This is a genomic window from Streptomyces hydrogenans (assembly GCF_014656075.1).
GTDB classification, from domain to species: domain Bacteria; phylum Actinomycetota; class Actinomycetes; order Streptomycetales; family Streptomycetaceae; genus Streptomyces; species Streptomyces hydrogenans.
Genome location: NZ_BNBS01000128.1, coordinates 1 through 23,612 on the forward strand (window position 1 = coordinate 1; position 23,612 = coordinate 23,612).

Consider the following 23,612-nt stretch of genomic DNA (forward strand, 5'->3'; position numbering starts at 1 on the left):
CGCCGCCCCGGCGCCCGCGCCCGCCCCCGGCTACGGCGCCCCGCAGCCCGGCTACGGCGAGCAGCCGTCCTCGGCGCCGCCGACCCCGCAGCCCGTGCACACCCAGCCCACGATGGTCGCGCCGCTCGCCCCGGCCCCGGTGCCGCCTCCGGCCCCCGTCCCGGCCGCCGCCGGCCCGTACGGCCAGCCGCCGCAGGCCCCCTACGGGCAGATCCCCGGCCAGACCCCGCCGCCGGGCACCCCGTACGGCCAGCCGCCCCAGGCCCCGTACGGCCAGCAGCCGGGCTACGGCCAGCCGGCCCCCTACGGGCAGCAGCCCGGGATGCCGCCGGGCATGCCCCCGCAGGGCGTCCCCCAGGGCGCGCCCGCGGCCGGCGCCGGGCTCGCCGCCGCGCTCGCCCCGTTCAAGGAGACCGCCACCGGCGCCCGCTGGACCCCGCAGAACCAGCAGCTCATGCGGGTCGACCTGGCCATGGGCGGCACGCCCGTCCTCGCCCGCCAGGGCTCCATGGTCATGTACCAGGGCAAGGTCGACTTCTCCTACAAGGGAGCCGGCTTCGCGGGCCGGATCGTGGGCAACGCCACCGGCCAGGAGATGCAGCTGATGCGCTGCACCGGCCGCGGCCAGGTCTTCCTCGCGGAGAACGGCGCCCATCTGCACCCGATCGAGCTCCAGGGCGACGCCATCTGCGTCTCCGCGGAGAACGTGCTCGCCTTCGACGAGTCCCTCCAGTACGAGGTCCGCCGCATCGAGGGCCACGGCATCCCCGGCGGCGCCCTGTTCACCATGCAGTTCCAGGGCACCGGCACCGTGATCGTCAAGACCCACGGCGTCCCCGTGGTCCTGCCGGTCACCCCGACGACCTTCGCGGACTGCAACGCGGTCGTGGCCTGGTCGGCCGCCTCCCAGGTGATCCTCTCCAGCCAGGTCCGGCTCCGGCGCAACGCCTACCCCGGCCACAGCGGGGAGACCGTGAACCTCCAGTTCCGGGGCGCCCCCGGCAACTTCATCGTCGTTCAGCCGTACGAGGTCTGAGGGAGCCCGACACCATGAACCAGCAGCTCGCGGGCTATGCCCCGACCCCCATCGCGGCCCGCATGGAGAACCACGGCCGCACCATGCTCAAGGTCGCCATGGCCACCGGCCAGGACCTCTACGCCCGGTCCGGCTCGATGGTCGCCTACGAGGGCTTCATCAGCTACGAGCCCAACCCGCCCGCCGTCCGCCAGGTCGCCAAGGAATGGGCCACCGGCGAGGGCGCGCCGATCATGAAGTGCGTCGGCGACGGCCTGCTCTACCTCGCCGACTACGGCGCCGACGTCGTCGTGATCAACCTCCAGAACGACGCGATCTCGGTCAACGGCTCCAACCTCCTCGCCTTCGACGCCCACCTCCAGTGGGGCGTCGAGCGGGTCAAGGGCCTCGCCAAGTTCGCCGGTCAGGGCCTGTTCAACGTGGGGATCGCCGGCACCGGCTGGGTCGCGCTCACCTCGCGCGGCACCCCGATCGTCGTCGACTGCGGCCGCGGCGAGGACGAGACGTACGTCGACCCCGACGCGCTCGTCGCCTGGTCGCCGGCGCTCAAGGTCAAGGGCAAGCGCAGCTTCAAGGCGTCCTCCCTCATCGGGCGGGGCAGCGGCGAGGCATACCAGATGGCCTTCTCGGGCCAGGGCATCGTCGTCGTACAGCCGAGCGAGGACAGCAGCGACCGCCTGCGGGTCCGGGGCTGAGGGGGAGCGAGAACACATCATGCAGAGCCCGCTTTTCAACCACGCCGAGCAGCAGAGCCAGGAGCGGTACGTCATCCAGAACCCGCAGCTGCTGCGGGTGAGCCTCACCGGCCACGACGACGTCCTCGCCCGCAAGGGCGCCATGGTCGCCTACCAGGGCCTGGTCGACTTCGACGGCGAGTACCAGTCCAGCTCCCAGCGGCAGGCCCGCGCCCGCACCGGCGAGGGCCTCGACCTGATGCGCTGCTCCGGCCAGGGCACGGTCTACTTCGCCAACCTCGCCCAGTACATCCACGTCATCGAGGTCGAGCAGGAGGGCCTCACCGTGGACAGCTCCTACGTGCTGGCGCTCGACACGAGCCTCCACACCGAGGTCATCGCCGTCGACAGCCAGTACGGGGTCTCCGGCACCGGCAAGTACCAGCTGAACATCACCGGCCGCGGCAAGGTCGCCCTCATGACCTCCGGCCAGCCGCTGATGCTCCAGGTCACGCCCGACAAGTACGTCAGCGCCGACGCGGACGCGATCGTCGCCTGGTCCACCTCGCTGCGGGTCCAGATGCAGGCCCAGACGCACAACAGCAGCGTCCGCAGCCGCCGCGGCAACACCGGCGAGGGCTGGGAGCTCAGCTTCCTCGGCCAGGGCTTCGCCCTGGTCCAGCCGAGCGAGATCATGCCCCCGCAGAACGCGGTGATCGGACAGGGCGCCGCCGCCCAGTTCGGCGTCGGCCAGCACGGCGCCCACGGCCAGAACCAGAACAACGCCTGGAACTGACCGCGAACGCGCGAAGGCCCCCCGGGAGACCGGGGGGCCTTCGCACGTCCGCTCACAGGCGGGCCAGCGTGCCCTCCACCAGCCGCACCACCGAGGTGTCCGCGACCCCGGCCACCTCGTCGTACCCGAACCACCGCAGGTCCAGCGACTCCTCGCTGATCTGCGCGACCGCGTCCGCCGGGGCCAGCGCCGCGTACTGCACGTCGAGGTGCCAGTGGCAGGGCGCCGGGATCGGATGCCGGTCCAGCCGCACCGGCCCGCCGGGCAGCAGCGTCAGACCCGTGATCCCCGACTCCTCGGTGGCCTCGCGCAGCGCCGCCGCCGCGACCGTCGGATCGCCCTCCTCGCAGTGGCCGCCCATCTGGAGCCACATGCCGAGCTTCTTGTGGAGGGTGAGCAGCACCCGCCCGCGCGCGGGGTCGATCACCAGCGCGCTGCTGGTGAGGTGCCCCGCCCCGCACGGCTTGTACATGCCGTCCGGGTGGGCCGCCAGATGCTCCAGGTAGAGCTCGCGCAGCTCCGGCTGGCCCTCGTACCCCTTGAGGACGAGGACCGCGTCGTCGTGCAGGCTCACTTCCCGGAGTCCCCGTTCCCGTTGTCGTCGCCGTCCTCGGGCCGGTCGCCCTGGGCCGCCTCGCCGAGCATCTTGTCCAGCTCGGAGAAGTCCAGGTGCTCGCGGTGCACGAAGCCGTCCGGGTCGGCCAGGTCGGTCGCCGTCGGGAGCATGTCGGGGTGCTCCCACAGGCCGTCCCGGCCGTCGACGCCCCGCGCGTCGGTGAGCGAGGCCCACAGCCGGGAGGCGTCCCGCAGCCGGCGCGGACGCAGCTCCAGGCCGATCAGGGTGGCGAAGGTCTGCTCGGCCGGACCACCGGTGGCCCGGCGCCGGCGCAGCGTCTCGCGGAGCGCGTCCGCCGAGGTCAGCCGGGTCTTGGCGGCCTCGTGGACCACCGCGTCCACCCAGCCCTCGACCAGCGCGAGCGCCGTCTCCAGACGGGCCAGGGCCGCCTTCTGCTCGGGCGTGTCCTGCGGCTGGAACATGCCGGACTGGAGCGCTTCCTGGAGCTGCTCGGGGTGGGTCGGGTCGAGCTGGGAGACGGCCTCCTCCAGCTTCGAGGTGTCGACCTTGATCCCGCGCGCGTACGACTCGACGGCGCCGAACAGGTGCGCCCGCAGCCACGGCACGTGCGCGAAGAGGCGCTGGTGGGCCGCCTCGCGCAGGGCCAGGTAGAGCCGCACCTCGTCGGAGGGCACGCCCAGGTCCTTGCCGAAGGACGCCACGTTCAGCGGGAGCAGCGCGGCCCGGCCGGCCGGGCCGAGCGGCAGGCCGACGTCGGTCGAGCCGACGACCTCGCCCGCGAGCGCGCCGATGGCCTGGCCGATCTGCTGGCCGAACATGGCGCCGCCCATGGACCGCATCATGCCGATCAGCGGGCCCGCCATGGCCTGCATCTCCTGCGGCAGCACGTCGCCCATGGCGTTGCCGACCCGCTCGGCGACCGGGTCCACCAGCTCCTTCCACGCCGGGAGGGTCGCCTCGACCCACTCGGCACGGCTCCACGCCACCGCGACGTTCGCCCCGGAGGGCAGCGAGGTGGCCTGGTCGAGCCAGAGGTCGGCGAGGCGCACCGCCTCCTCGACCGCGGACTTCTCGGCCGGGCCCACGCTGGCGTCCTTCACCCCGTCGGCGGTGCCCTGGGCGACCACCTGGCGGGCGATCTGCTTGGCCATGTCCCAGTTCACGGGACCGCCCTCGTAGCTGAGCATCTGCCCGAGCTGCTGGAAGGCCGCGCCCAGGTCCGTCGGGTTCATCGACCCGAACATCGCCGCGAACGGATTGTCCGCGCCGCCCTGGCCGCCGCCCATGCCGGGCAGGCCGCCGAAACCGAACGGGTTGGCCCCGAACGGGTTGCCGCCGCCCTGGCCACCGGACCCCTGGCCACCTCCGGCGGGGTCCTTCTTCTTTCCTTCGTCGCCGTCCTCCGGCTCCTCCGGCGGAAGGCCGAATCCGAATGGGGTGTCACTCACAGGTTTCCTCGGCTCCTAGGGCCACCGGCTCCTGCCGGTGGCGACTGCCCGCTGCACAACACCAGCGTAGACATCCGGGTCGGATATGGGCTCAAGTCTCCGCCGGGCCGTGCCCTGCGGCAGGATGGACGCCACCTGGTACGTACGCGTCATCCCCGTACGTACTGAAGACAACCACTGGAGTCGGTCGGTGAGTTCCCCAGATCCGCAGGTTCGCGGAGCGCGAAACACCTCAACCCGGTCCGCGGCGCGCGGTCCCGTCGTCGCGGTCACCGGCGCCGCCACGGGCGTCGGAGCCCTGCTGACCAGGCGTCTCGCCGATTCGGAGGAGGTCCGGCAGGTCATCGCCCTGGACGAGCGGCGGGGCGAGGTGCCGGAAGCGACCTGGCATGTCCTCGACGTGCGGGATCCGGCCATCGCGGAGAAGCTGCGCGGCGCCGACGTCGTCGTGCACCTCGCCGTCGACCTCGACCTGGAGACCGACGCGGCCGCCCGGACGGCCTACAACGTGCGCGGCACGCAGACGGTCCTCACCGCGGCCGCCGCGGCCGGCGTCCACCGGGTCGTCCTGTGCACCTCGACGATGGTCTACGGCGCCCTGCCCGACAACGACATCCCGCTCTCCGAGGACGCCGAGCTGCGGGCCACCGCCGAGGCCACCGGCGTCGGCGACCTCCTTGAGATCGAGCGGCTCGGCCGCCGCGGCTCCCGCGCCCACCCGGGCCTCAACGTGACCGTGGTCCGTCCGGCCGTCCTCGTCGGCGGTACGGACACGGCGCTGACCCGCTACTTCGAGTCTCCCCGGCTGCTCGTCGTCGCCGGCTCCCGCCCCACCTGGCAGTTCTGCCACGTGGACGACCTGGTCAGCGCCCTGGAGTACGCGGCCCTGGAGAAGGTCGAGGGCGAGTTCGCGGTCGGCTGCGAGGGCTGGCTGGAGCAGGAGGAGGTCGAGGAGCTGTCGGGGATCCGCCGCATGGAGCTGCCCTCCGCGGTCGCCCTCGGCGCCGCCGCGCGGCTGCACCGGATCGGTCTCACCCCGTCCCCGGCCGGGGACCTCGCCTACACCATGCACCCCTGGGTGGTGAGCGTCGGCCGGCTCCACGACGCGGGCTGGCGGCCGAAGTGGACGAACGAGGAGGTCCTGGCGGCGCTCCTGGAGGAGGTCCAGGGCCGGCACACGGTCGCGGGCCGCCGACTGGGCCGCAAGGACGCCACGGCGGCGGGCGCGGCGGGCGCCACGGTGGCCCTGCTGGGCACCGCGGCCCTGGTGCGGCAGATGCGGAAGCGGCGAGGCCTGTAGGACCCTCCTACGGAGGGTCCCGGTCCACCGGTCGAAAGCGCTATTCCGGGATGTCGGCGGCGTGCGGCACCATGGACGGCATGACCACGACGCACGACCACCCCGGTGAGCAGGCAGCGGACGACCCGATCAAGCTGCTCGCGATCCGTGACACCCCGCTCTCGGTCGACGAGGTCTTCCGGGCCGTCGGCGACGCCGCCGCGGGCGGCACGACCCTGTTCGTGGGCACCGTGCGCAACCACGACGGCGGGGCCGACGTGGACGGGCTGGGCTACTCCTGCCACCCCAGCGCCGAGGCCGAGCTCCGCCGGGTCGCCGAGAAGGTCGTCGCGAACTACCCGGTCCGCGCCCTGGCCGCCGTCCACCGTGTCGGCGACCTGACGGTCGGCGACCTCGCGGTCGTCGTCGCCGTCTCCTGCCCCCACCGCGGCGAGGCCTTCGAAGCCTGCCGCAAGCTGATCGACGACCTCAAGCACGAGGTCCCCATCTGGAAGCACCAGACCTTCTCGGACGGCACCGAAGAGTGGGTCGGCGCCTGCTGAGCCTTCGCCCCGAGATGGGGGTCCCCCCGGACGGAGTCTGGGGGAGGGTCGGCGCCTGCTGAGCCCTCGCCCCGGGATGGGGGAGGGTCGGCGCCTGCCGAGCCTTCGCCTCCCCCGTATGGAGGACCCCCCGGACGCGGTCCGGGGGAGGGCGGACGCCCGCCCGATCGGGCGGGCACGGCCTCGACGGGGCGCAAGGCGACGCGCCGACACCGCGTAGCCGAACGCCCGATTTGCGTAACCGACCCCCAGGCCCGAGCGTTGGTGGCACAGATGAATAATCTGCTGATCAACTCACTGGGGATGGGAGGTCGGGATGGCAGCGCTGGCCTGGTTGCTGATTCCGCTTTTCGCAGTCGTCGGCGCGGCGATATGGGGAAGCTGGGTCCAGAGGAACAAGACCATAGGTGACGTGGCCGAGCTCGCCGGCTACGCCCGCTTCCGGGACGCCATGGAGCGTGCCCACCCCACCGCCCCCGATTCCGCTCCGTTCCGTCCGGTGACGGAGGCCGCTCCCGCGGAGTCCTGACGGCCCGGTGACGCCGCCCCGGCCGTGTCCCGTACGGACCCGCCCCAGGGGTGCGCGCACAGGCGAGTCCCGTACTGTCGTTCCATGCCACGCCGCACCGCGACGATGCTCGCCTCCACCCTGGTCCTGATCTGCCTGCTGATCGCCGGCGTCCTGATCCCGGTGCCGTACTCGGAGATGAGCCCCGGCCCCACGGTCAACACGCTCGGCGAGGCCCGCGGCGAACCGGTCCTCCAGATCTCCGGCCGCAAGACCTACCCGACCGACGGCCACCTCAACATGACCACGGTCAGGGTCACCAGCGCGGACTACAAGATGAACGCCGTCGAGGCGGTCTACGGCTGGCTGACCCACGACAACGTGGTGGTGCCGCACGACACCCTCTACCCGGACGGGAAGACGGAGGAGGAGTCGAGCCAGGAGAACGCGGAGGAGTTCAGCCAGTCGCAGGAGAGCGCGAAGGTCGCCGCCCTCGACGAGCTGGGCATCCCGTTCACCACCCGGGTCGTCGTCGCCTCCGTGGTGAAGGACTCCCCGGCCGAGGGCACCCTGCACGCCGGAGACGTGATCAAGGCCGTCGACGGCGCGGAGGTCACCGAGCCGGCCGACGTCGCCGAGCAGGTGACCAAGCGCGAGCCGGGCGAGAAGGTCGTGTTCACCATCGTCCCGGCCAAGGAGGCGGCCGCCGCCGAGAAGGCGCACAAGGAGGCCACCGTCACCCGGAAGGTGGCCATCACCACCGCGAAGTCCGAGGAGGGCGACCGGGCGATCGTCGGCATCCAGGCCGGCACCGACCACGTCTTCCCGTTCACCATCGACATCAAGCTGGCCGACGTCGGCGGCCCCAGCGCCGGCCTGATGTTCGCGCTCGGCATCGTCGACAAGCTCACCCCGGAGAGCCTCACCGGCGGCAAGTTCGTCGCGGGCACCGGCACCATCGACGACGACGGCAAGGTCGGCCCGATCGGCGGCATCCAGATGAAGCTGGTCGGCGCGCGGAACGCGGGCGCCGAGTACTTCCTCACCCCCGCCGACAACTGCGCCACCGCCGCCGGCGACACGCCCGACGGGCTCACCCTCGTCAAGGTCGACACCATCGCCGACGCGACGGCGTCCCTGGAGAAGCTCCGCAAGGGCGACACCGCGAACCTGCCGAGCTGCTCGAAGGGCTGAGCCGGTACGCGACCGGCCCAGCGCCCCGTACGACTCAGCCCTCGAAGGTCGCCGCCAGCGCGTCGGCGAGCCCCGGCACCAGGTCCGGGCCGGTCAGCACCTCGGTCGGCGAGTCCTTCTCGCGCAGCCGGATCGCCGCCTCCCGGGCGCCGGTCCGCAGCACGGCCACCGTCATCCGGACCTCCTGGCGGTCCGGGTGGCCGGCCACCCACTTGTTCAGCTTGGCGCCGCTCAGGTCCTTGGGGACCTGGGCCTCCGCCGACGGCGGCAGCATCAGCCGCTCCACCGTCAGGGCGCAGCCGGCGACCCCGTCCGGCCAGGCGATGGTGCCGAGGAACTCGTCGAGCGGCTTGCCCTTGGGGATCTCCTCCTGCTCGATCGGGGTGTAGGCGGTGGTGTCCTCGCCGAGCTTCAGCGAGGGGGCCTGGGCCCGCAGCCGAGCGGTGTCGACCAGGGCGAAGAGGCGGGCGGGCCGGTCCCAGCCGAGACCCGAGGCGTACTCGTCGATCTCGAGCACCGCGCGGGTGAGGGGACTGGAGGCCATCGGCGGGCCCGAGGGGGAAACGTTGGACATGACCAATATCCTGCCTCCTCTTCCCCCCGAGACGGGAACTAGGTAAAGCGTCGGTAAGTTGCATCTGTGGGCCCTACGATCGCGGGGCCCGCTTTCCGACGCATCAACACCGAGGGGCGCACGTTGGCTTTCCAGATGCCGGACCGTGGCGGAAGCCCGTCCGGGCCAAGGATCAGAGTCGGCCGGCCGTCCCGGCGGGCCCGCACCCTGCTGATGACACTGGGCGTGCTCGCCGTCCTGGCCATGGCGTTCGTGATGTTCGCCGGGTTCTGGACGGACTGGCTCTGGTACCGCTCGGTCCACTACTCGTCCGTGTTCACCACCACCCTGTGGACCAAGATCGGCCTGTTCGCGGTCTTCGGCCTGCTCATGGCCCTGGCCGTCGGCCTCAACATCTGGCTGGCGTACCGTCTGCGGCCGCCGCTGAGCGCGATGTCGCTGGAGCAGCAGAGCCTCGACCGGTACCGGATGGGCGTCGCCCCGTTCAAGAAGTGGGTGCTGCTCGCGGTCACCGCCCTGGTGGGCCTGATCGCCGGCGCCTCCGCCTCCGGTCAGTGGCGCACCTGGCTGATGTGGATCAACGGCGTGGACTTCGGTGAGAAGGACGTCCAGTTCGGCAAGGACGTCTCCTTCTACGCCTTCGACCTGCCCTGGTACCGCTTCCTCCTCGCCTTCGGCTTCGCCGCCGTGGTGCTCTCCCTGATCGCGGCGGCGATCACCCACTACCTGTACGGCGGACTGCGCGTCACCAGCCCCGGTGCCCGCGCCACCGCCGCCGCCACCGGCCACCTCTCGGTGCTGCTCGGCGTCTTCGTGGCGCTGAAGGCCGTGGCGTACTGGCTCGACCGGTACGGCCTGGCGGTGAAGTCCAGCGACTTCAAGGCCACCGGCAACTGGACGGGCCTGCGGTACGTCGACGCCAACGCCTACCTGCCGGCCAAGACGATCCTCTTCTGCATCGCCGTCATCTGCGCCGTGCTCTTCTTCGCCACCCTGTGGCGCCGCACCTGGCAGCTGCCGGTCATCGGCTTCGGCCTGATGGTGCTCTCCGCCGTGCTGATCGGCGGCCTGTACCCGGCGATCGTGCAGAAGTTCCAGGTCCAGCCGAACGAGCAGGCCAAGGAAGCCCCGTACATCCAGAACAACATCGACGCGACCCGCAAGGCGTACGCGATCGACGACACCAAGCTGGAGAACTACTCGGGCAAGTCGACGGTCAAGGCCAAGGACAAGCTGCGCGCGGACGCCGACACGGCGGCCGCCTACCGCGTCCTCGACCCGAACATCGTCTCGCCGACCTTCCAGCAGCTGGAGCAGAAGCGGAAGTACTACCAGTTCCCGACGACGCTCGACGTGGACCGCTACCAGGGCCAGGACGTCGTCATCGGTCTGCGCGAGCTGAACATCCGCGGCATCCCGAAGCGGAACTGGATCAACGACCACTTCACCTACACCCACGGCTACGGCGCCATCATGGCCCGCGGCACCCAGACCGACGCCAACGGTTCCCCGGTCTTCACCGAGTCGGGCCTGCCGACCACCGGTGACCTCGGGAAGTACCAGCAGAAGATCTACTACGGCGAGAAGACCGACCAGTACTCGATCGTGGGCGGCCCCCAGAAGGAGCTGGACTACGAGGAGAACGGCGAGAAGACCACCAGCTACGAGGGCAAGAGCGGGGTCAGCCTGGAGAGCGCCTTCAACCGCGCGGCCTACGCGGTGGCCTTCAGCGAGCCGCAGATCCTCTACTCCGGAGCCATCGGCGACGGCTCGCGGATCCTCTACAACCGCACGCCCAAGCAGCGCGTCGAGGCCGTCGCCCCCTGGCTGACCATCGACGGCGACGCCTACCCGGCGGTCGTCGACGGCAAGATCCAGTGGATCGTGGACGCCTACACGACCACCAACGGCTACCCGTACGCCTCGCGGACCACGCTCGGCGACACCACGGCCGACTCGCTGACCGTCGGCAACCAGCAGCGCGCGGTCGTCGCCCAGCAGAACCAGGTCAACTACATCCGCAACTCGGTGAAGGCCACCGTCGACGCCTACGACGGCACGGTCACCCTCTACCAGTGGGACACCGAGGACCCGGTCCTCAAGACCTGGATGAAGGCGTTCCCCGACACGGTGAAGCCCAAGTCCGAGGTGAAGGGCGACCTGCTGGAGCACCTTCGCTACCCGCAGGACATGTTCAAGGTCCAGCGCGAGCTGCTGACCCGCTACCACGTCACCGACCCGGCCCAGTTCTACAGCGGCTCGGACGCCTGGCAGGTGCCGGACGACCCGACCAACAAGGACAACGTGGCCGTGCCGCCGTACTACCTGAGCATGAAGATGCCCGGGGACGCGGAGCAGCGCTTCTCGCTGACCACGACGTTCACCCCCAACGGGCGTCCCAACCTGGGCGGCTTCATGGCGGTCGACGCCGACGCCACCAGCAAGGAGTACGGCCGGCTGAGACTGCTCCGGGTCACCGAGGACGTGCCCGGCCCGGCACAGGTCCAGAGCAAGCTCAACGGTCTGCCCGACGTGGCCACCTTCGTCCGCGACATGAAGGGCGCCGACTCGGACATCCAGTACGGCAACCTGCTCACGGTGCCGCTCGACGGCGGGTTCCTGTACGTCGAACCGGTCTACGCCCAGGGACGGAACGCGCTCTACCCGCTCCTGAAGAAGGTCGCGGTCTCGTACGTGGACGCCGACCAGCCGGACGGCGACACCACCAAGGACACCACGGTGTTCGAGAACAACCTCACGGACGCCCTCAACGCGGTCTTCGGGGTGGAGGGCACGACCCCGCCGACGACCCCGCCGGGCACCGAGCAGCCGCCGACCACCCCGCAGCCGCCGGCCTCGGCGGACGCGGCGCTGAAGCAGGCCATCGCCGACGCCCAGAAGGCGTACGACGCGGGCGAGGCGGCCCTCGCCAAGGGCGACTGGGCGGCCTACGGCAAGGCCCAGGAGGACCTCCAGGCCGCGCTCCAGAAGGCGGCCGAGGCGGGCGCCAAGATCCAGCCGCAGGGCGCTTCCGGCAGCTGACCTGCGGGCTTCACCCCGCGTCGTGATAGTGTTACTTCACCGACGCGGGGTGGAGCAGCTCGGTAGCTCGCTGGGCTCATAACCCAGAGGTCGCAGGTTCAAATCCTGTCCCCGCTACTGACACGAGGGCTCGGATCCATAAGGATCCGGGCCCTCGTCGCGTGTCGGGGTGACGAGGGGCACCGAAGAGCGGTACGGAAGGGGCGAGTTGAGGCGTGGCGTGTTTGACTTGTCTCTCTGTGGGCATGTCGACAAAACGCCTGAGGTGACCTCAAGGGCTGCGGTATACCGGGTGTGCGCGGGTTGTGGGTGGTGCGACGATGGTATTTATGGGGGACAGGGCAACTCTGTTGGAGACAGGGCGGTTTGTGCAGCGGCATGCCAGAAATGCCGCGGACGAGATCATCGAGGCCGTGCCGGCCGTCGATGCCACCGTCGACACCGCCGCCAGGACCGGGTCCCTCCCGGACTCCGGCCCGGACACCGAGACCGAGTCCGACGCCGAGACCGAGGGTCGGCACCGCAGGGCCGCCGAGCGCGGTGACACCGACGCCATGAGCGCCCTCGGCGCCCTCCTGCTGCGCCGCGGCGACCTCGACGCCGCCGAGCCCTTCCTGCGCGGCGCCACGGCCGAGGGAGACCGGGCCGCCGCCAACAACCTCGGCGTCCTCCTGCACCAGCGCGGCTACCCCGACGAGGCCGCCGGCTGGTGGCGGGTCGCCGCCGTCGTCGGCTCCGCCCCGGCCGCCCACGCCCTCGGCCGCCACCACGGCGAGCGCGGCGACGAGCACGCCGCCGAGTACTGGCTGCGCCAGGCCGCCGAGCAGGGCCACGCCCTGGGCGCCTACGCCCTCGCCGACCTCCTGGAGCACCGCAGCGACGTCGGGGCCGAGCGCTGGCTGCGCGCCGCCGCCGAGCAGGGCCACCGCGAGGCCGCCTACCGCCTCGCCCTGGCCCTGGAGCGGCGCGCCACCGAGACCCTCCGCGGCCCGCACGCCTACGGGCCCGCCGCCGCCGCGGGCCGGGTCGGCCACGCGTACGACACGGCCGGCCGGCTCCGCGCGGCCGACCCCGCGCGGACCGGAGAGGACCTCCCGCCGGCCGTCCTCCCGCCCCGGACCGGGGCCGCCGCGTCCGCCGGCCCGCTCGGCGAGGCCGAGCAGTGGTTCCGGCAGGCCGCCGCCCGGGGGCACCGCAGGGCCGCGCTGCACCTCGGCGCCCTCCTGGAACAGCGGGGCGAGCTGAAGGAGGCCGGGCGCTGGTACCTCAGCTCCGCCAAGGAGGGCGAGGCCAAGGCCGCCTGCGCCCTCGGCTTCCTGCTGCGCGACGCCGGGGACGAGGAGAGCGCCGCCGTCTGGTGGCTGCGCGCCGCCCAGGACGGCGACGGCAACGCCGCCAACGCGCTGGGCGCCCTGCACGCCGCCCGCGGCGAGCAGCAGACCGCCGAGCGCTGGTACCGCGCGGCCATGGACGCCGGGGACGTCAACGGCGCCTACAACCTCGGCCTGCTCTGCGCCGCCCAGGACCGCCTCCCGCAGGCCGAGCAGTGGTACCGCCGCGCCGCCTACGCGGGCCACCGCGAGGCCGCCAACGCCCTCGCCGTGCTGCTCCTCCAGGCCGGCGACGCGGGCGGCGCCGAGCCGTGGTTCTCCAAGGCCGCCGAGGCCGGCTCCGTGGACGCCGCCTTCAACCTCGGCATCCTGCACGCCGGCCGCGACGACGACCGCTCCGCGCTCGCCTGGTACGAGCGGGCCGCCGCCGCCGGGCACACCGAGGCCGCCCTCCAGGTCGGCATCGCCGCCCTGCGCGACGGCGACGAGCGGACCGCCGAGCGGCACCTGCGCTGCGCCGCGGGCGGCGGCAGCCCCGAGGCGGCCTTCCGGCTCGCCACCCTCCTCGACGCCCGCCGCCCCGAGCCCGGCCCGGTGGTCCTCGGCGCGCCCGTGGACCAGAAGACCGAGTGCGAGGAGTGGTACGAGCGGGCCGCCCAGCAGGGCCACCGGCGCGCCCAGGTCCGGGTCGGCATGCTCGCCGCCGGCCGGGGCGACCTCGCCGAGGCCGACCGCTGGTACCGCGAGGCCGCCGAGGCCGGCAGCCGCAACGGCGCCTTCAACCTCGGCCTGCTCCTCGCCCGCGAGGGCAGCGAGCGCGAGGCCGCCCTCTGGTGGACCCGGGCCGCCCGGGCCGGGCACGGCCGCGCCGCGCTCCGGCTCGCCCTGCTCGCCGCCGTCCGGGGCGAGCTGTCCGAGGGCCGCAAGTGGTGCGCCCGCGCCGTGGAGCTCGGCCCCGCCGAGGTCGCGGAGCGGGCGGCGCGGCTCAGTGAGGCGCTCCACCAGGAGCTCACGGCTTAGAAGCGATTTGCTCCTGTCCCACGGGTCCCGTAAGGTTGGGTTCACCGACGCGGGGTGGAGCAGCTCGGTAGCTCGCTGGGCTCATAACCCAGAGGTCGCAGGTTCAAATCCTGTCCCCGCTACTCAGTAGCACGAAGGCCCGGATCGTCTCCAGACGATCCGGGCCTTCGGCGTTCCCGGGAGCGCCGCGGTGGTACGGAAAAGGGCGCCCCCGCGGGGGCGCCCTCGGCTCGGCCGACTACGCCTTGGTCGCGCAGTTCGGGCAGAGGCCCCGGTAGGTGACCTCGACGTTCGAGATCGTGAAGCCGAAGCGCTCCCCGGCCGGCAGGTCCCGCAGCGGGTCGCCCGCCGGGTGGACGTCCCGGATCGCGCCGCAGCCGGCGCAGACCAGGTGCTGGTGCGGCCGGTGGGCGTTGGGGTCGTACCGCTTGGCCCGGCCGTCGGTGGCGACCTCGATGACCTCACCGAGCGTGACCATCTCGCCCAGCGTGTTGTAGACGGTCGCGCGGGAGATCTCGGGCAGGCGCTCGACGGCGCGGGCGTGCACCTCGTCGGCGGTGAGATGCACGTGGTCGCCGTCGAGGACCTCGGCGACGACGCGGCGCTGTGCGGTCATCCGCCAGCCGCGTCCGCGCAGTCGTTCCAACAGGTCGCTCATGAGGGCCAGGGTAACAGCGGGCGGAAACGGGGCGGAGCGGGCTTCCGGCCCGTGGACGCGCCGGTGGACACGCCCGACGACGTGCCGGTGGGCGGGCTCCCGGGCGCCCGGGAGCGGCTCCCGGGGCCGGTCCCGGCGGTGGGGTGCCTCAGTCGGCCACGCTGTGGGCCGGGAGCCAGCAGCGGATGATGTCGCGGACCGAGACCATGCCGACCGGTCCGAGGCCGTCGAGGACGACCAGGTGGCGGAAGCCGCCGCGGGTCATCGCCCCGGCCGCCTCCTCCAGGGTCCAGCCGGGCGCGGCGAAGACCACCTCGTGGGTGGTGTGGGAGCCGGCCGTCTCGCGGTCGGGGTCCTCGTCCCGGCCGAGGGAGTTCAGGATGTCGCGCTCGGTGAGGATCCCGATCCCGGTGTCGCCGTCGAGGACGACGGCCGCGCCGACGCGGCGGGCCGACATCAGCCGGGCGGCCTGTCGGAGGGTGTGGGCGGGACCGACGGTGAGGACCACCGTGCTCATGGCGTCACGGACGAGCATGGACGGAGCCACCTCCTCGGCGAACCGCCCGCGCGGGGCGGTTCACAAATGCACAAGTGGGGGACTCCCAGAGTCGCACCGGGGGAGGGGGCCGACAAGGGGGCGCGCGAGGCGCCCCCGGGGGCGGGCGGGGGCGCGTTCAGGCGCCCGGCGTCTCCTCGTACCCCAGGTGCCCCAGGAGCGCCTCGTGCAGCAGCCCGTTGGAGGCCGCCGCGTTCCCGCTGTGCGGGCCGGGCCGCCCGTCCAGGCCCGTGTACGAGCCGCCTGCCTCCTGCACCACGACCGCCACCGCCGCCATGTCCCACAGCGACAGCTCCGGCTCCGCGCACAGGTCCACCGTGCCCTCGGCGACCATCATGTACGGCCAGAAGTCGCCGTACGCCCGGGTCCGCCAGCACGCGCGCGTGAGGTCCAGGAAGGCGTCGAGCCGCCCCCGCTCCTCCCAGCCGCTCAGCGAGGAGTACGCGAACGAGGCGTCGGCCAGCGAGGCCACCTGGGACACCCCGATCCGGGTCCCCGACTCCGGGCCCGTGCCCGTGAAGGCGCCCAGGCCCTTCGCCGCCCACCAGCGGCGGCCCAGCGCGGGCGCCGACACCACGCCGACCACCGGCTGGAAGCCGGTCTCGCCCTCCTCCATCAGCGCGATCAGGGTCGCCCACACCGGCACCCCGCGCACGTAGTTCTTGGTGCCGTCGATCGGGTCGATCACCCAGCGGCGCGGGCCGGAGCCCTCGACGCCGTACTCCTCGCCCAGGATCGCGTCCGCGGGCCGCTCCTTCTGGAGCCCCGCCCGGATCAGCTCCTCGGCGGCCCGGTCCGCCTCGCTCACCGGGGTCATGTCCGGCTTGGTCTCGACCTTGAGGTCGAGCGCCCGGAAGCGGGCCATGGTGGCCGCGTCGGCGGCATCCGCGAGGGCATGGGCAAGACGCAGGTCATCGTGGTAATCGGCCATGCCCGGCACTCTAGCGTCGCCGGGAAGACGTCCGGTGAACCGTCTCACCCGTCCCGGCGGACGTCCCGCGTCCCGTGCGCGCCCCGGCGGGCCGCGCGCCCCCCGCGCCCTTGACAGCGCCCCCGTGCCTGCCGACGCTGGGGGACCACCGTCCGGCCCGGAGGCGCCCATGCCGACCGCCCGCGAGGCCCTCCTCGACGCCGCCCTCACCGCCCTGGCCCGCCACCCCTGGTCCGCCGTCCGGATGGCCGACCTCGCCGTCGCCGCCCGGGTCTCCCGGCAGACCCTCTACAACGAGTTCGGCAGCAAGGAAGGACTGGCCCGCGCCCTCGTCCGGCAGGAGGCCGACGCCTACCTCGACGGCGCCCGCCGGCTGCTCGCCGCCCCCGAACCGCCCGCGCGCACCCTCGCGGCCGTCGCCGAGTGGACCGTCGTCCGGGCCGGCGACCGCCCGCTGCTCAGCGCGCTGCTCACCGGCGACTGGGCCGAGGGCCGCCGCCGCCCTCGCCCTCACCGGCCGGGGGCCCCGCCCGCCCCCGTACCGGCGCAGCGCAGGGCCGACGCCGGACCGCCCGCGCCGGGGGAGCTGCTGGCCACGACCGCGCGTTGCGCGGGGGAGCGGTGGGAGGCCGGCTGCGAGCTGGCCCTGCGGCTCGCCGTCAGCCACGTGGTGGCCCCGGCGCTGCCGCCGGAGGGTCAGTGGGCGGAGCCGGACAGCTGGAGGCCGATGACCCCGGCGATGACCAGGCAGATCGAGACGATCTTGAGCGTGGAGACCACGTCACCGAGGAAGAGCATGCCGTAGACGGCGGTGCCGGCCGCCCCGATCCCCGTCCACACCGCGTACGCCGGCCCCACGTCGAGCTTGCGCAGCGCGAGCGTCAGCAGTCCGAAGCTGCCCAGGGCGAAACAGGCGAAGGCGATCGTCGGCCAGAGCCGGGTGAACCCGTGGGAGAGCTTCAGGCAGACCGCGAAGCCCGTCTCCAGGATCCCGGCGACCACCACCAGCAGCCACGCCATCGTTCCTGCCTCCCACCCGGTCGGATTCCACGCACTTGTGCGGATATGTCCATACCGGCCTGGGGGCGGACGTAAACACCCCCGGGTGGCCGTCAGTCGCCCTCGCGGCGCTCCCGGGTGGAGAGCAGCCGCCGCAGCGAGAACAGCCGCGCCGGATCCGCGTGCCCCTCCGCCACCCAGGCGTCCAGGGCGCACTCCGGCTCGTCGTGGCTGCACGCGCGCGGGCAGTTCTCGGTGCCCGGCTCCAGGTCGGGGAAGGCGTGGATGACCCGGGCGGGGTCGACGTGGTGCAGGCCGAAGGAGCGCACGCCCGGCGTGTCGATGACCCAGCCCTCGGCCGCCTCCAGCGGCAGCGCGAGGGCCGAGGTGGTGGTGTGCCGGCCGCGGCCGGTCACCGCGTTCACATGGCCGGTGATCCGCCGCTTCTCCTCCGGCACCAGCGCGTTGACCAGCGTCGTCTTGCCCACGCCGGAGTGGCCGACGAAGGCGGTGACCCGGCCGTCCAGGAAGGTCCGCACCCGGTCCGCGGCCCCGCCGTCGTACAGCTCCTCGCGGTTCACCACCACGTACGGGATGTCGAGGTCGCCGTAGAGCTCCAGGAGCTGCTCCGGGGGCGCCAGGTCCGACTTGGTCATCACCAGGAAGGGCTCCAGGCCGCCGTCGTACGCCGCCACCAGACAGCGGTCGATCAGCCGGGGGCGCGGCTCGGGGTCGGCGAGCGCGGTGACGATCGCGAGCTGGTCGGCGTTGGCCACGACCACCCGCTCGTACGGGTCGTCGTCGTCGGCCGTGCGGCGCAGCAGCGACTCCCGCTCACCGATCCGCACGATCCGGGCCAGCGTGTCCTTCTCGCCGGACAGATCGCCCACCAGGGAGACCCGGTCGCCGACGACGGCCGCCTTGCGGCCCAGCTCGCGGGCCTTCATCGCCATCACCGTCCGGTCCTCGACCAGACAGGTCAGCCGGCCGCGGTCCACCGTGAGGACCATGCCCTCGACGGCGTCCTCGTGCTTGGGCCGGATGGTGGTCCGGGGCCGGGTGCCCTTGCGGTTGGGCCGCTGGCGGATGTCGTCCTCGTCGGTGTGCTTGCCGTAGCGCCGCATCGTTCAGGCTCCGAGCATTTCGGTCCACATCCCCGGGAAGTCCGGCAAGGTCTTGGCCGTCGTCGCCACGTCCTCGATCTCCACGCCCGGCACGGCGAGGCCGATGATCGCGCCCGCGGTCGCCATCCGGTGGTCGTGGTACGTGTGGAACACCCCGCCGCGCAGCGGGCGCGGGCGGATGTGGAGGCCGTCCTCGGTCTCGGTGACGTCACCGCCCAGGCCGTTGATCTCCCGGGTGAGCGCCGCCAGCCGGTCGGTCTCGTGGAGCCGCAGGTGCGCCACCCCGCGCAGGGTCGAGGGGGAGTCGGCCAGGGCGGCGACCGCCGCGATGCCCGGGGTCAGCTCGCCGACCTCTCCGAGGTCCACGTCGATGCCGTGGATCCGGCCGGTGCCGGTGAAGGTGAGGCCGGCGTCGGTGAGCTCGCAGGCGCCGCCCATCTCCGTGAAGATGCGGCGCAGTTCGTCACCGGGCTGGGTGGTGCGGGCCGGCCAGTCCGGGACGGTCACCCGGCCGCCCGTGACGAGCGCGGCGGCCAGGAACGGCTGGGCGTTCGACAGGTCGGGCTCGATGACCAGGTCGCGGCCGCGCAGCGCCGTCGGGGTCACCCGCCACACGTCCGGCTCGCCGCCGTGCTCCGGCTCGTCGACCTTCGCGCCCACCGCGCGGAGCATGTCGACGGTCATCCGGATGTGCGGCATCGACGGCAGCCGGCCGCCCACGTGCCGGACCTCGACGCCCTGGTTGAAGCGGGCGCCGGAGAGCAGCAGGGCGCTGACGAACTGCGAGGACGAGGAGGCGTCGATCTCGACCGTCCCGCCCTCCAGGCCGCCGGCGCCGTGCACGGTCATCGGGAGGGCGCCGCGGCCCTCGTCGTCGATCCGGGCGCCGAGCGCGCGCAGCGCGTCGATCACGCCGTGCAGCGGGCGCTCGTGGGAGCGGGGGTCGCCGTCGAAGCGGACCGGGCCGTCGGCGAGGGCGGCGACCGGCGGCAGGAAGCGCATGACCGTGCCCGCGTTGCCGACGTCGACCGCGGCGGGGCCGCGCAGCGGGGCGGGGATGATCCGCCACGCCTCCCCGGTGCCGTCCGGGCCCACGCCCTCCTCGATCCGCACCCCGAGGGTGCGCAGGCCCTCGGCCATCAGGAGGGTGTCGCGGGAGCGGAGCGGGCGGCGCACCCAGCCGGGCTCGGCGGCGAGCGCGGCGAGCACCAGGGCGCGGTTGGTGACCGACTTCGAGCCGGGCACGGTCACGGTCGCGTCGACGGGGCCGCTCGCGTACGGGGCGGGCCAGAGGTCCGGGCCGGCGGGGGCGGAGTGCGACGGATCGGGGTGCGCGGGGGAAGCTGCGGTCATGCCCTCACTGTACGGGGGTGTCACAGACCGAGAAGCCAGGTGGCGCCGCCGATCAGGCAGCAGAGGGACACCGTGTGGAAGAAGACCAGCCACACCCCCGCGGGCACGTGGGTGAGCCGCGCGAGCTGGTCGGCGTCCGAGTCCGGGGCGCCGCCGTGACGGCGTTTCGACTGGAGCTCGAAGACCGGCCTGACCCCGCCCAGGAGCAGGAACCACACCACCGCGTACGCGAAGAGGGCCTGCACGTCCGGGGCGGCCAGCCAGGACACCAGGACGAAGAGCGCGCCGGTGAGGACGACGCTGAGGATCCCGTACGCGTTGCGGACCATCACCAGCATGGCGAGCAGCAGCGCGGTCGCCACCCACAGCAGCACGGCGACCCGGCCCGCGCCCAGCAGCGCCGCCCCGCCGAGGCCGAGCAGCGGGGCCGCCGTGTAGCCGGCGGCCAGGGTGAGGACGACGCCGAGGCCGGTCGGGCGGCCCCGGGTGACCGTGACGCCACTGGTGTCGGAGTGCAGCCGGATCGCCTCCAGGCGGCGGCGGGCGGCGAGTGCGACCAGGGCGTGACCGCCCTCGTGGGCGATGGTGATCGCGTTGCGTGCGAGCAGCCATGTCCGGCGGGGCACGGTGACGGCGAGCGCGGCGACGCCGGTGGCGATCACCAGCCACTCGGCGGGGGCGGCCTGCGGGGCGAAGAGGTCCATCCTTCGGTCCGCTCCTCTCGGGCTCGGGGATCGTGGCAGTGTGGCACGCATGTGCGGACGTTTTGCGGCCGGCCGAAGGCCGGAGGAGCTCGTCGACCTCTTCGGGATCGAGAAGTGGGAGCCGACGGAGACCCTGGACCAGGACTGGAACGTGGCCCCCACCAAGGAGGTCCACGTGGTCCTCGAACGCCCTCTGAAAGACGCGGAGAGCCGGCGGCCGGTTCGCCAGCTGCGCGCCCTGAGATGGGGACTGGTCCCGTCCTGGTCGAAGTCGCCGGAGGGCGCGGCCCGGATGATCAACGCCAGGTCCGAGACCCTGCACGAGAAGCCGTCCTTCAGGCGCGCCTTCCAGTCGCGCCGCTGCATCGTGCCCGCCGACGGCTATTACGAGTGGGTGACCGGCGCGGCCGAGCGCGACCTGGAGGTCGAGGGGAAGCGGAAGCGGGCCCGCAAGCAGCCGTACTTCGTGACCCCGGCCGACGGCTCGGTCATGGCCCTGGCCGGCCTGTACGAGTTCTGGCGCGACCCCGCGCTGCCGCCCGATCACCCGGCCGCCTGGTGGGCCACCTGCTCGGTGGTCACCACCGAGGCGGAGACCGCCCCGCTCGGCGTGGCACCCGCCGAGGGACCCGGCACGCTCGCGGAGATCCACCCCCGGATGCCGCTGATGCTCACCGAGGACCGCTGGGACGCCTGGCTGGACCCGGCCACCACCGGCCTCGACGAGCTGCGCGCCCTGCTCGCCCCGCCGCCGGAGGGCCTGATGCGCGCCTTCCCGGTCGCCACCGCCGTCAGCAACGTCCGCAACAACGGCCCCGAGCTGCTCGCCGAACTGGCCGGGCCGGAGATCGGCACGCTGTTCTGAACGCCGCCCGGCGCGGGCCCCGGGCGGCAGGATGGGGACGTGACGAAGATCGAGACCGTGCCCACCGACGCCGGTGAGGCCCGCATCACCTGGCACCCCGCTCCGAGGGCCCGCCGCGTCCTCGCCCTCGGCCACGGCGCCGGCGGCGGCATCGAGGCCCGAGACCTGGCCGCCCTCGCCGCCGCCCTGCCCGCCCGCGGCGTCACCGTCGCCCTGGTCGAGCAGCCCTGGCGGGTCGCTGGCAAGAAGGTCGCGCCCGCGCCGAAGACCCTCGACACCGGCTGGCGCGGCCTGTGGCCCGCCCTCGCGGAGCCCGGGCTCCCGGTCGTCGCCGGCGGCCGCAGCGCCGGCGCCCGGGTCGCCTGCCGGACCGGCGCGGAGCTCGGCGCCGCCGCCGTCCTGGCGCTGAGCTTCCCGCTCCACCCGCCGGGGAGGCCGGAGAGCTCCCGGGCCGCCGAACTCCTCGGGACCGGGCTGCCCACGCTGGTCGTCCAGGGCGGCAACGACCCCTTCGGCAAGCCCGCCGAGTTCCCGCCCGGAGGCACGTACGCACTCGTGGAGGTCCCGTACGGCGACCACGGCTTCGCCGTCCCCAAGCGGGCCCCGGTCAGCCGGGACGAGGCCCTCGCGCGGATCGTCGGGAGCGTCGCCGACTGGCTCGCCGCCTTGCGCTGAAACCCACCGGGGGCCCGGGAATGCCGGGGCCGGGGCGACTGTTGTGCAGAGCGTCGGTGTGAGAAGCGAGAGAGGGAGTCCGTCGCATGGGTTCGACCATCTGCCCGGAGCGGGTCAGGTCCGCGGAGCTCGACTGGACCGTGCTGCCCGCCCCCAAGGCCGCCCCCGTTCGGGCGGCGGGCGGAGCCGTTCCTCGTCTATCCTCCGAGACGAGCGGGTCCGGCACCGGCCCCGTCACCGCGCTGGAGGAGGTGGGTCCGGTCACTGGGACCGACACAGGGACCGACGACGGCCCCGAGGAGACGACCGAGGAGCGCAACGCGCGCTTCGAGCGGGACGCCCTCGGCTTCCTCGACCAGATGTACTCGGCCGCGCTGCGGATGACGCGCAACCCCGCGGACGCCGAGGACCTGGTGCAGGAGACCTACGCGAAGGCGTACGGCTCCTTCCACCAGTTCCGCGAGGGCACCAACCTCAAGGCGTGGCTGTACCGCATCCTCACCAACACCTTCATCAACTCGTACCGCAAGAAGCAGCGTGAGCCCCAGCGCAGCGCCGCCGAGGAGATCGAGGACTGGCAGCTCGCCCGCGCCGAGTCGCACATGTCGACCGGTCTGCGCTCCGCCGAGTCGCAGGCGCTCGACCACCTGCCCGACTCGGACGTGAAGGCGGCGCTCCAGGCGATCCCCGAGGAGTTCCGCATCGCGGTCTACCTCGCCGACGTCGAGGGCTTTGCCTACAAGGAGATCGCCGACATCATGGGGACCCCCATCGGTACGGTGATGTCCCGCCTGCACCGGGGCCGCCGCCAGCTCCGCGGCATGCTCGAGGACTACGCCCGCGAGCGAGGCCTCGTCCCCGCCGGCGCCGGAGAGTCGTCCAAGGATCTGAAAGGCGCGGACTCATGAGCTGCGGAGACCCGCACGAGACGGATTGCTCGGAAGTCCTGGACCATCTCTACGAGTTCCTCGACAGAGAGATGCCCGACGGCGAGTGCACCAAGTTCGAGGTGCACTTCGAGGAGTGCTCGCCGTGCCTGGAGAAGTACGGCCTGGAGCAGGCGGTGAAGAAGCTCGTCAAGCGCTGCTGCGGCAGCGATGACGTCCCCACCGACCTGCGCGCCAAGGTCATGGGCCGGATCGACCTCATCCGCGCCGGGCACCTGGTGCCCGAGCAGGACGTCGTCGCCCCCGAGACCCCGGTCTCCCCGGCCACGCAGACCCCGGCCACCCAGGAGTGACCGCACGGGTGTGCGGGACACCGCCCACGTACCCGTCAGCTTGTATCACCCGATGGTAGGAATCGACGGCGGCCCGCCATGAGCGGCCGCCGTCCTCGCTAGCGTGACCGCGTGACGGTCGTGAAGCCCCTCCCGCGAACGGCCCGCGCGTACATCGTCTGCGCCGCCCTCGGCGCCGGAGCGTGCGCCCTGCCCGCGCTCCTCCCCCCGTCGCCCACCCCCTGGGCGACCGCCGGCCTCCTCGCCGCCCTGTACGCGCTCTGCGAGCTGCCCGCCCGCTGCCGCCTCCTCGGGCGCGGCCTCGGCGGCTCCGTCCCCATGGGCACCGGCTCCTTCTACCCGGTCCTCCTCGCCGCCGCCCTGCTGCTGCCCCCGGCCGCCGCCGCGCTCACCGCGCTGCCCGGCGGCCTCCTCGCCCGGGTCGAGGAACCACCCGCCGGCTGGCGCCGCGCCTGGCGCGCCGCC

24 protein-coding genes, 2 tRNA genes and 1 pseudogene are annotated in these 23,612 nt (G+C 73.2%); 17 read left to right on the forward strand and 10 right to left on the reverse strand.

Going from position 1 to position 23,612, the window contains the following annotated elements:
- From IE321_RS34230 to IE321_RS34240, 3 genes are all read left to right on the forward strand, one after another.
- Positions 1-1,036: AIM24 family protein (locus IE321_RS34230; protein WP_190225762.1), on the forward strand; the 1,036-nt coding region annotated here is incomplete at its 5' end.
- Positions 1,037-1,050: 14 nt separating this feature from the next.
- Entirely contained in the window at positions 1,051-1,731 is a 681-nt protein-coding gene (locus IE321_RS34235; protein WP_190225763.1) for an AIM24 family protein, read from the forward strand.
- A 19-nt stretch (positions 1,732-1,750) separates the two neighbouring features.
- Positions 1,751-2,506 carry an AIM24 family protein gene (locus IE321_RS34240; protein WP_043225036.1) on the forward strand — a complete coding sequence of 252 codons (756 nt, stop codon included), beginning with the start codon at positions 1,751-1,753 and terminating at the stop codon, positions 2,504-2,506.
- Between the two features lie 52 nt (positions 2,507-2,558).
- Here the strand turns inward: IE321_RS34240 and IE321_RS34245 are convergent, their stop codons facing one another.
- Positions 2,559-3,080 (reverse strand): NUDIX hydrolase, encoded by a 522-nt coding sequence (locus tag IE321_RS34245; RefSeq protein ID WP_190225764.1) that lies wholly within the window; start codon positions 3,078-3,080, stop codon positions 2,559-2,561.
- Positions 3,077-4,531, reverse strand: coding sequence for a zinc-dependent metalloprotease (locus IE321_RS34250; RefSeq protein WP_190225765.1), 1,455 nt, complete (start codon positions 4,529-4,531; stop codon positions 3,077-3,079). Before IE321_RS34250 ends, IE321_RS34245 begins: the two co-directional genes overlap by 4 nt.
- 190 nt (positions 4,532-4,721) lie before the next feature.
- Here IE321_RS34250 and IE321_RS34255 point away from each other — a divergent pair, with 190 nt between their 5' ends.
- The 4 genes from IE321_RS34255 to IE321_RS34265 all read left to right on the forward strand — a co-directional run bounded on the left by IE321_RS34255 (position 4,722) and on the right by IE321_RS34265 (position 8,075).
- Positions 4,722-5,831: an SDR family oxidoreductase gene (locus IE321_RS34255; protein ID WP_190225766.1), complete on the forward strand. Its 1,110-nt coding sequence runs from the start codon at positions 4,722-4,724 to the stop codon at positions 5,829-5,831.
- Positions 5,832-5,911: 80 nt separating this feature from the next.
- Positions 5,912-6,373 carry a molybdenum cofactor biosynthesis protein MoaE gene (locus IE321_RS34260; RefSeq protein WP_043225069.1) on the forward strand — a complete coding sequence of 154 codons (462 nt, stop codon included), beginning with the start codon at positions 5,912-5,914 and terminating at the stop codon, positions 6,371-6,373.
- Positions 6,374-6,689: 316 nt separating this feature from the next.
- Positions 6,690-6,902, forward strand: a complete 213-nt coding sequence (locus tag IE321_RS42415; protein WP_226651350.1) for a hypothetical protein — start codon at positions 6,690-6,692, stop codon at positions 6,900-6,902.
- An 84-nt stretch (positions 6,903-6,986) separates the two neighbouring features.
- On the forward strand, positions 6,987-8,075 hold the full coding sequence (locus tag IE321_RS34265) for a YlbL family protein (protein ID WP_190225767.1): 1,089 nt from the start codon (positions 6,987-6,989) through the stop codon (positions 8,073-8,075).
- A 34-nt stretch (positions 8,076-8,109) separates the two neighbouring features.
- On the opposite strand, the gene IE321_RS34270 is transcribed toward IE321_RS34265, so the two are convergent.
- A complete protein-coding gene (locus IE321_RS34270) occupies positions 8,110-8,649 on the reverse strand; it encodes a PPA1309 family protein (RefSeq protein WP_043225024.1) in 540 nt (179 codons plus the stop codon).
- A 135-nt stretch (positions 8,650-8,784) separates the two neighbouring features.
- On the opposite strand from IE321_RS34270, the gene IE321_RS34275 reads away from it, so the two are divergent.
- From IE321_RS34275 to IE321_RS34290, 4 genes are all read left to right on the forward strand, one after another.
- Complete coding sequence (locus IE321_RS34275) at positions 8,785-11,691, forward strand: UPF0182 family membrane protein (protein WP_190225768.1); 2,907 nt, start codon at positions 8,785-8,787, stop codon at positions 11,689-11,691.
- Positions 11,692-11,734: 43 nt separating this feature from the next.
- A tRNA-Met gene (locus tag IE321_RS34280) sits at positions 11,735-11,808 on the forward strand.
- Between the two features lie 203 nt (positions 11,809-12,011).
- Positions 12,012-14,042: a tetratricopeptide repeat protein gene (locus IE321_RS34285; protein WP_190225769.1), complete on the forward strand. Its 2,031-nt coding sequence runs from the start codon at positions 12,012-12,014 to the stop codon at positions 14,040-14,042.
- 48 nt (positions 14,043-14,090) lie between these two features.
- Positions 14,091-14,164, forward strand: a tRNA-Met gene (locus IE321_RS34290).
- Positions 14,165-14,280: 116 nt separating this feature from the next.
- Here IE321_RS34290 and IE321_RS34295 read toward each other — a convergent pair.
- From IE321_RS34295 to hisN, 3 genes are all read right to left on the reverse strand, one after another.
- The gene (locus tag IE321_RS34295; RefSeq protein ID WP_043225020.1) at positions 14,281-14,700 is read right to left on the reverse strand and encodes a Fur family transcriptional regulator; all 420 of its coding nucleotides are present in this window, start codon (positions 14,698-14,700) and stop codon (positions 14,281-14,283) included.
- 148 nt (positions 14,701-14,848) lie between these two features.
- Positions 14,849-15,235, reverse strand: a complete 387-nt coding sequence (locus tag IE321_RS34300; RefSeq protein ID WP_043225018.1) for a CBS domain-containing protein — start codon at positions 15,233-15,235, stop codon at positions 14,849-14,851.
- Positions 15,236-15,374: 139 nt separating this feature from the next.
- Positions 15,375-16,187, reverse strand: coding sequence for a histidinol-phosphatase (gene hisN / locus IE321_RS34305; protein WP_190225770.1), 813 nt, complete (start codon positions 16,185-16,187; stop codon positions 15,375-15,377).
- Positions 16,188-16,356: 169 nt separating this feature from the next.
- On the opposite strand from hisN, the gene IE321_RS34310 reads away from it, so the two are divergent.
- Entirely contained in the window at positions 16,357-16,992 is a 636-nt protein-coding gene (locus tag IE321_RS34310) for a TetR/AcrR family transcriptional regulator (RefSeq protein ID WP_190225771.1), read from the forward strand.
- On the opposite strand, the gene IE321_RS34315 is transcribed toward IE321_RS34310, so the two are convergent.
- From IE321_RS34315 to IE321_RS34330, 4 genes are all read right to left on the reverse strand, one after another.
- Positions 16,884-17,207, reverse strand: a complete 324-nt coding sequence (locus tag IE321_RS34315) for a DMT family transporter (RefSeq protein WP_043225014.1) — start codon at positions 17,205-17,207, stop codon at positions 16,884-16,886. The genes IE321_RS34310 and IE321_RS34315 overlap by 109 nt on opposite strands.
- 92 nt (positions 17,208-17,299) lie before the next feature.
- Entirely contained in the window at positions 17,300-18,310 is a 1,011-nt protein-coding gene (gene rsgA / locus IE321_RS34320) for a ribosome small subunit-dependent GTPase A (protein ID WP_043225012.1), read from the reverse strand.
- A gap of 3 nt (positions 18,311-18,313) precedes the next feature.
- Positions 18,314-19,663: a 3-phosphoshikimate 1-carboxyvinyltransferase gene (aroA, locus tag IE321_RS34325; RefSeq protein WP_043225011.1), complete on the reverse strand. Its 1,350-nt coding sequence runs from the start codon at positions 19,661-19,663 to the stop codon at positions 18,314-18,316.
- Positions 19,664-19,683: 20 nt separating this feature from the next.
- Positions 19,684-20,367 (reverse strand): M50 family metallopeptidase, encoded by a 684-nt coding sequence (locus IE321_RS34330; protein ID WP_190225772.1) that lies wholly within the window; start codon positions 20,365-20,367, stop codon positions 19,684-19,686.
- Positions 20,368-20,416: 49 nt separating this feature from the next.
- Between IE321_RS34330 and IE321_RS34335 the strand changes: the two genes are divergently transcribed.
- From IE321_RS34335 to IE321_RS34355, 5 genes and pseudogenes are all read left to right on the forward strand, one after another.
- Positions 20,417-21,232: an SOS response-associated peptidase gene (locus IE321_RS34335; protein WP_190225773.1), complete on the forward strand. Its 816-nt coding sequence runs from the start codon at positions 20,417-20,419 to the stop codon at positions 21,230-21,232.
- A gap of 39 nt (positions 21,233-21,271) precedes the next feature.
- Entirely contained in the window at positions 21,272-21,907 is a 636-nt protein-coding gene (locus IE321_RS34340; RefSeq protein ID WP_190225774.1) for an alpha/beta hydrolase family protein, read from the forward strand.
- Positions 21,908-22,158: 251 nt separating this feature from the next.
- Positions 22,159-22,815 carry a sigma-70 family RNA polymerase sigma factor gene (locus tag IE321_RS34345; RefSeq protein ID WP_030758313.1) on the forward strand — a complete coding sequence of 219 codons (657 nt, stop codon included), beginning with the start codon at positions 22,159-22,161 and terminating at the stop codon, positions 22,813-22,815.
- Positions 22,812-23,147, forward strand: coding sequence for a mycothiol system anti-sigma-R factor (gene rsrA, locus IE321_RS34350; protein ID WP_043225005.1), 336 nt, complete (start codon positions 22,812-22,814; stop codon positions 23,145-23,147). The genes IE321_RS34345 and rsrA overlap by 4 nt, the downstream gene beginning before the upstream one ends.
- A gap of 120 nt (positions 23,148-23,267) precedes the next feature.
- A pseudogene (locus IE321_RS34355) lies at positions 23,268-23,612 on the forward strand (HD-GYP domain-containing protein); the annotation flags it as partial.